This is a genomic window from Phaeovulum sp. (genome assembly GCF_047638075.1).
In the GTDB taxonomy this organism is placed as follows: domain Bacteria; phylum Pseudomonadota; class Alphaproteobacteria; order Rhodobacterales; family Rhodobacteraceae; genus UBA6197.
The window spans coordinates 1-7034 of the sequence record NZ_JBLJBV010000106.1 but is presented as its reverse complement, the minus strand read 5'-3'; the positions used below and the strand labels follow the sequence as shown (position 1 = coordinate 7034).

At 62.3% G+C, this 7034-nt stretch carries 9 protein-coding genes; 1 reads left to right on the top strand and 8 read right to left on the bottom strand.

Annotated elements, in window-relative coordinates; genetic code table 11:
• From ACM62R_RS15645 to ACM62R_RS15630, 4 genes are all read right to left on the bottom strand, one after another.
• A partial coding sequence (locus ACM62R_RS15645) for an FAD-dependent oxidoreductase (RefSeq protein WP_415184976.1) occupies positions 1 to 444 on the bottom strand: 444 nt, incomplete at its 3' end.
• 128 nt (positions 445 to 572) lie between these two features.
• Positions 573 to 1298 carry an RNA polymerase sigma factor gene (locus ACM62R_RS15640; protein ID WP_415184975.1) on the bottom strand — a complete coding sequence of 242 codons (726 nt, stop codon included), beginning with the start codon at positions 1296 to 1298 and terminating at the stop codon, positions 573 to 575.
• A gap of 1 nt (position 1299) precedes the next feature.
• Positions 1300 to 1782, bottom strand: a complete 483-nt coding sequence (locus tag ACM62R_RS15635) for a plastocyanin/azurin family copper-binding protein (RefSeq protein WP_415184974.1) — start codon at positions 1780 to 1782, stop codon at positions 1300 to 1302.
• 37 nt (positions 1783 to 1819) lie between these two features.
• On the bottom strand, positions 1820 to 2245 hold the full coding sequence (locus ACM62R_RS15630; RefSeq protein ID WP_415184973.1) for a DUF5602 domain-containing protein: 426 nt from the start codon (positions 2243 to 2245) through the stop codon (positions 1820 to 1822).
• Between the two features lie 185 nt (positions 2246 to 2430).
• Between ACM62R_RS15630 and ACM62R_RS15625 the strand changes: the two genes are divergently transcribed.
• Entirely contained in the window at positions 2431 to 2928 is a 498-nt protein-coding gene (locus ACM62R_RS15625; RefSeq protein ID WP_415184972.1) for a GreA/GreB family elongation factor, read from the top strand.
• A 67-nt stretch (positions 2929 to 2995) separates the two neighbouring features.
• Here ACM62R_RS15625 and ACM62R_RS15620 read toward each other — a convergent pair whose 3' ends face one another.
• From ACM62R_RS15620 to ACM62R_RS15605, 4 genes are all read right to left on the bottom strand, one after another.
• On the bottom strand, positions 2996 to 4021 hold the full coding sequence (locus ACM62R_RS15620; protein WP_415184971.1) for a trans-3-hydroxy-L-proline dehydratase: 1026 nt from the start codon (positions 4019 to 4021) through the stop codon (positions 2996 to 2998).
• 27 nt (positions 4022 to 4048) lie between these two features.
• A complete protein-coding gene (locus ACM62R_RS15615) occupies positions 4049 to 5722 on the bottom strand; it encodes an aconitase X (RefSeq protein ID WP_415184970.1) in 1674 nt (557 codons plus the stop codon).
• Between the two features lie 12 nt (positions 5723 to 5734).
• Positions 5735 to 6736: a 4-hydroxyproline epimerase gene (locus ACM62R_RS15610; RefSeq protein WP_415184969.1), complete on the bottom strand. Its 1002-nt coding sequence runs from the start codon at positions 6734 to 6736 to the stop codon at positions 5735 to 5737.
• A gap of 7 nt (positions 6737 to 6743) precedes the next feature.
• Positions 6744 to 7034 (bottom strand): NAD(P)/FAD-dependent oxidoreductase (locus ACM62R_RS15605; protein WP_415184968.1); only part of this gene is annotated, 291 nt, incomplete at its 5' end.

Here is a 7034-nt window from a genome sequence, read left to right as displayed (position 1 = left end):
CCGGACCATCCGCCCCTTGTTCACCGCATAACGTGCCGAGGTGCAGTTGCGCAGCATCCGCGCCATCCACTCCAGCTTGGCCAAATCAGGGCGCGGCTGCACGATCAGCGGCGCGTGTTTCATGAATAGCCATTTCAGCGCCTTGAGCGGAATCCCCGGCGCGGCCCAGGGCGCCGAATAACCGGGCGAGATTTGGCCGGCATTGGCAAAGCTTGTGTCCAGCGCGACATTTTCATTGCGGTCGATCACGGTTACCTCGTGGCCCGCCTGGGCCAGATACCATGCCGATGTGACGCCAACTACGCCCGCACCCAATACGATGACCTTCATGCCGCGTTCCCCCCTGACAAGCGCCTTGATCTCCTGTTGAGGGATTATAGCGGAACTGATTGAAATTTTTTGGCAAACTTGCCCGTATTTATGGCGGTTCAAGCAAGAATGCATGGTGAAGTTTATGATTGGCGCTGAATAATTCGACATATATCAATATTAACGCAACAATGTGGCTACGAAAATTATGCTTGGTGTGAATCATGCCGCAGCCCTGTCGGGCTGTGGGCCTTGCCTATCGTCTACGGGTCCTGTTCCAGGCGTCTTGCAGCCAGGGTTGCGATGACACGATCAGCCATTTCTACGCAACGTTGGCCGTCAAACGGGAAGATATCGGAAAACTTCCTGGCCATGCCTTTCTGGATTTTGGCGCGTAAAAGCCGACGCGCGCGAAAGATGCGGGTTTTTACGGTGACGGCACTGATGTCCAGCAGGTCTGCAACCTCGCGGGTGGTTAGTTCCTGAACATCACGCATTATATAAGTCACGCGTAGGGGGTCGGGCAGTGTGTCGATCGCCTGTTCAAGAAATTTGCGGGCTTCGGCGCGTGCCAGCTCGGATTCCGGGGTGGGGGGTGTGGGCGTCATCGGGTCGTGCATGCCTCCCTCAGGGGCGTTCAGGGCCTTTTCGCGATATTCGGCCAGATCAACGATCCTGGCCTGACTGTGATGGCTTCGCCGGCGGCCAAAGGCCTCGTTCATCGTGATACGGGTAACCCAGGTTGCAAAGGCGGCCTCGCCGCGGAACGTTTCCAGTTTGGTGAACGCCGCAACATAGGCCGCCTGAACCACATCCTCGGCTTCGGCGTCGTTTTTCACAATACCGCGCGCGACCCGAAACAGGCGTTGGTTGCACCGCCGGATAAGTTCGCGGATAGCCAGATTGTTGCCGACGCGGGCTTGGGCCACGAGGTCAGCCTCAGGCAGATCGCTATATGCCGTTGTCGACGCCAGAGGCTTTGACTGCATGTCACCCCTCCTTATGGTGCAGCGCATGCCGGGCAAGGATGTCTGCGATGGTGGGCATCCTGTCCAGTGCCGCCTTAGGCAGATCGCCGCTGTCATAGTCCGCGAACCCGGTCTGTCCCGGTTCGGCCACGATGATACGCCCCACCATACCCGACATTTCATGCGGGACGCAGTAGTAATCGTAAACGCCCGCAATATCGAAGGTGACCTCGTAGCTGTCGCCCGGCAACAGATAGTCGCTGTCAAAGGGGGCGGCCCCTTTGGGTATGCGGCGGGGGCGGTTAAAGGTGTCGGGGTGGTAGGCGGTGGCGGTATGGCTGTTGACCTTGTCCCGGTTGGTCCACCGCACTGTCTGACCGGGTGCGATCAACACCCCATAGGGGTCGAACCAGACCTTTGAGCCGTCAGCGCGCCCCGCCATCGTAATCTCGACCACCGTGCTGCCTAGCGCAAGCCGGGGCGCGAGCGTGAGGGCGGCAGCCACGCTGCCACCGCCCCACAGAAAAGATCGGCGGCGCATCCTATTCGGCCACGCTGGTTTCATCGGCGGCGGGCACATGCCACAGCACGATATGGATATGTGGCTCGGCCACGCCCGGATGGCCGGCGTTGTAGTAGATATCCGTATGATCGACCGTGCCACCGGGAACGGCCAGGTTGTCAAAGCTCTTGTCCGGGTTAAGATCAGCGATCGGGATCATGTAGATGGTGCTGACCAGCCGCCCGTCATGATCGTAGGCGACAAACGGGCCTGCAGGCAGGGTTGCCGGGTCAACAAAAAGCTGGCCCATGCCGGGAATGAAATCGGGCAGGGCAACCAGATCGCTGACCTTTTGATAGGGGGCGGTCGGCGGGTTGGTGGCAACGGCATCCGCAGCACCTTGTGCAAAGGCCGCGGGGGCAGAAAAAGCGGCAAAGGCCGCAAGGGTGGCAATAAAGCGTTTCATATCATACTCCTGTTTTGCAGTTATGGGCGGGCCGTTTCTGGCGCGTCTGAAACATTGGATGCACGAAGGTGAAAAAGGTTCCCGGATTTTTATGGGTGCCCCGCTGCCAGTGGCCCGCGTGCTGCCCGTCCCTTGCAGTAAGGGGGGCTCTGGCCCAAAGTCACTGTAAATAGACAAGGAAAGTCATGAGCAAAGCATTCACCAAAGAGGATGACGGCCCGGAAAACGAACGGCTAGATGATCTGCCGCAAAGCCCGCATCCCAATTATGTCACCAGTGAAGGTTTGCAGGCGCTGTACGACAGGCTGTCGGTGCTGCGCGCGCATTTGGCCGATCTGCGCGCGCAAGGCGATGAAACCGCGAACCGCCTTGCCGTGGCCGTCGCGCAGCGCGATATTCGGTTTTTTCAGGAACGGATCAATCGCGCCATTCCGGTTGACCCGGCGACCCACACGCCCGGCATTGTTTCCTTTGGGGCAGAGATCCGGATGATTGACGAGAATGACGATGAACACATTTACCGTATCGTCGGCGAAGATGAGGCAGACCCCGCGCGCGGCCTGATCGCACCATTTTCGCCGCTGGCCGTTGCGCTGATGGGGGCGGGCGTTGGCGATACGGTCGAATGGCCCCGGCCGACCGGCGCCATTGATCTGGAGATTCTGGCGATCCGCTTTCCCTAAGGGTCAATCGCGCCGCCCCGCAACCGCCTTGCGCGGGTTCGGGTGGCGGCGCGTCCGAGGGGGCGGTTCAGACGCCCCAGGTGTCAGAAAGGCGGTAGCCTTCGGGCCAGGGGTCTGACGGGTCCAGCATGTGCTGATGGATGCCGGTGATCCAGCCACGCCCCGAAATCTCGGGCAGGATCGCGGGCTTGCCGCCAACCGTGGTCTGGCCCACAATGCGCCCGGTAAAGGTAGAGCCAATCAGTGATACGGCCGTCAGACTGTCGTTCAGGCCCATCTGACCGCGCGCATGCAGCACCGCCATACGGGCCGACAACGCCGTTCCGGTGGGCGAGCGATCCACCTTGCCGGGCTGGATGGCCACCGCAGCGCCCGCTTGCAGCGCATTGCCTTCGCGCGTGACCGGGCCGGCAAAGAGGCAAAAGGAAATATGTTTCCAATCCGGGTTTTCGGGGTGGTGAAAACCCAATGATGCATTGGCGGCATTGGTGATCCGCACCCCCATGCGGGCAATGTCGCGTGCCTCGTCTGCCGCAAGGTTCAGCCCCACGGCGGCGGCGTCGACGATCACGAAACTGTCGCCGCCGTAAGCGGTATCAACGTTTAGCGTGCCCAGACCCTCGACCTCTAGCTTGGCGTCCAACCGGGCGGCAAAGCTGGGCAGGTTTTGCACGAAAATCCGTTCGGCCTTGCCGTTGCGGCATTCAGCGCGGACCTTGACCAGCCCGCCGGGGGCCTCCAGCACCATTTCGGTTATCGGTTCTTGCATCGGGATGATGCCGCCATCCAGCAACACCGTCGAGACGCAGATCGAGTTGGAGCCAGACATCGGCGGCGTATCTTCGGGCTCCATGATGATGAAGGCGGCGTCGGCACGCGGGTCTTTGGGCGGCACCAGCAGGTTGACGTGCCGAAACACGCCGCCGCGCGGTTCATTCAGCACGAAATTGCGCAGGGTCTGATCCTTGGCGATCCACCGGCTTTGCGCCCAGATCGTATCACCCGGCGGCGGCGTGACGCCGCCAACGATGACATCGCCAACCTCGCCTTCGGCATGGGCAGAAATGACGTGAATGGTTTTTGTGCTACGCATCGGGGGCCTCCGGTCGGGCGAGGGGGGTTAAAGCAGCCAGCTTGGCGGCGTGTTGGCGGCGGTGCCGGTGCGCGCGGCCAACGCGCATTCAGCCAGACTGCCAAAGCGAACCTCGCGCCCGCAAAGGCCGGGCGCGTAGTGGGCGTATTTGCCGGAATTGGTCATCAGGGTTTTGGCCGAAGGCGGAAAGACCGGCTCGGTGATCGAACACCAGCAGATATCCGGCACGATCTGCACCCCCGCAGCTTCCAGCCGGGCGATGATACCTTCGGCGCGCGCGGCGGCAAGCGTGTCGTGGCCGGTGGTGACGATCACGGCCGTATCGGCGTGGCGGTGATGCCCATCCAGCAGATCGGCCAGCGCACGACATTCCGCCAGTGAAAAATGCGGACTGCCAAAAGCAACCAGATCAATCTGGGTCGGGCCGGGGTTCAGCTGCTGCCAGATCTGCGCCAGATCGGCGGGGGTAGCGGTGACGGTATCGGCATCAGGGGCGATCATGCCCGCTTCGGGCGTGATGCCCGCAACATGCAGCATCGGCGCGGCCGAGGTCGTGCCAAACGCGGCGCACATCGCTTTCAGGTCATCCTCGGTCGGGGTCAGATGCTCTAGCCCGGTCAACAGCGGTATCCGGTCCGGCGCAAGCTGGCCCGCCAGATAGCCCAGCATTGGCCAAAGCGCGTCATCATGTGTGGCGGGCGGCGTGATCCTGATGATCCGGCGCGCGGCGCGGTGTTTATCAAGATAGACCCCCGACAGCGGTGCGCGGCCCGTAAGCGCAATGCAAAGATCAAGGAAATCGGGGTGTTTCACGGTGCGCGCCGCCAATACGGTATTGGCGTAAACCACCGCGTTCGATTCTGCCCATGCGATCATTTCCCCGGCTTTCGGCGTCGTGTCCAGCAGGTAGGGCGCGCAGGTAAAGCTGGGTCTTGCCCCCATTTGCACATAGGCATCGGCAAGGCGGCTGGCGGGCAGTCCAAAATCCGGCGGCACGCCCTGCGCGCGCCAGTTGGCATGATCGACAGAAATCGCGTTCATCGTGGTGGGCACCCGGACCTTTGCGCCCATATCCGCGACCAACCGCGCAAAGCGCAGATTGGCGGGGCTGGCGTAGATGCAGCCGTCGATATGAACCTGTGTCACGTCGATCAACGTAGCGGCGCCTTGCAGTGCGGCCATCGTACAGATGATCTGCATGGCCATTTGCGGCGCAGCACCTTCATCCCCGGCCAACATCGCGCGGTCAGCATCCGACAGGTCCAACTTCGTCACCGCAAGCGGGGTCAGCGGCAGCGACAGGCCCGGTGCCGTGATGCCGGTTTCCGAAAGGGTTGCCGAGGCGGCACCTGACAGCGCCGCAAAGTCTGCGGGCCCCAGCCGGACCACCGGCACCACCATGCCAAACAGGCGCTGCGCCACCAGGGCCCCCAGCGTCAGCACGTCTTCCGCCTCGCGAAAGATCAGCGCGGCAGGGGCGTGGCCGTTCTGGATCAGCTCCAGCAGCACGCCGCTGCCGGTACACGAACCGCGACTGGTCGGCATCAGCAGCAGCTTGCCCGCAAGGGACTGGCCATGAAGCGGATGGTGGGCGTCGATCACGATGCCCGTGGCCGGATCGACCCCGCCCCAAAAGCTCAGCCCCTCGGACGAGGCTAGAATCGGGCCGTGCGTCTGGCCGCTGATGATGCTTTGCGCCATACCGCCCCCGCTTTATTTGACCACGAACCCATGGGCAAAGGGGTCGCGATCGTCGATGAAAATGGTGTTGATGCCCGTGACCCGCGCCCAGCCGGCGATCGAGGGGATGATCGCGGGTTTGCCGCCAACACTCGCCGCCGCCTCAACCCGGCCCTTGAACAGTGAGCCGATGATGGATTCGTGCACAAACTCGTCCCCGACGGCCAGTTTGCCCTTGGCCACCAGTTGCGCCATGCGCGAAGACGTGCCGGTGCCGCAGGGCGAACGGTCGATCGCCTTGTCACCGTAAAGCACCGCATTGCGGCCATGCGCCTGCGGATCGCGCGGGGCGCCCGTCCACAAAATATGCGACAGGCCGCAGATGGCGGGCTTTTCAGGGTGGATGAATTCGTATTTCTCATTCAGCGCATCGCGCAGCTTGCGGCCCAGATGCACCAGCTCGCCCGCCGAATAATCGGCCATGTCGCGGAAGTTCTTTTGTGCATCAACGATGGCGTAGAAATTGCCGCCATAGGCCACGTCAACCACGACCTCGCCCATCCCCTCGACCTCGGCGGTCAGCCCTTCGGAATGCAAAAAGCCGGGAACGTTGGTCAGGCGGACCTCTTCGATAAAGCGGCCCTCCTGGCGGTAGGTCACATCAACCCGGCCTGCGGGGGTGTCAATGCGCAGGGTGCCGGGGGTCTGGGGGCGGATCAGGCCGTTTTCAAGCGCAATGGTGACCGTGCCGATGGTGCCATGGCCACACATCGGCAGGCAGCCCGAGGTTTCAATGAACAGCACCGCCACGTCGCAATCCTCGCGGGTGGGCGGAAACAGGATGGCGCCTGACATCTGGTCATGACCGCGCGGCTCAAACATCAGGCCGGTGCGGATCCAGTCATATTCAGCCAGAAAATGCGCGCGCTTTTCCAGCATGGTTGCCCCTTGCAACATGGGCGCGCCGCCGGTGACAAGCCGGACCGGGTTGCCACAGGTGTGGCCGTCGATGCAGGGGAAGGTGTATTGCGTCATGATTGCCTCAAAAACGTGCGGGAGAGAACGGCAGCAGGTCGATGGCCGGTGTTTTCCCGGTCAGCAGATCGGCGGTGATTTCGGCAGTGCCGGCGGATTGCGTCAGACCAAGGTGGCCGTGACCAAAGGCGCAGATCACATCGGGGCGGCCGGGCAGGGGGCCAAGCGCGGGCAGGCTGTCAGGTAGCGACGGGCGAAAACCCATCCACTGCTTGCCACCCGAGGTTTTCAGACCGGGCAGGAACCGCTTTGCCTTGGTCAGCATCGCATCGGCGCGCGCGTAATTGGGCGGCAGCTT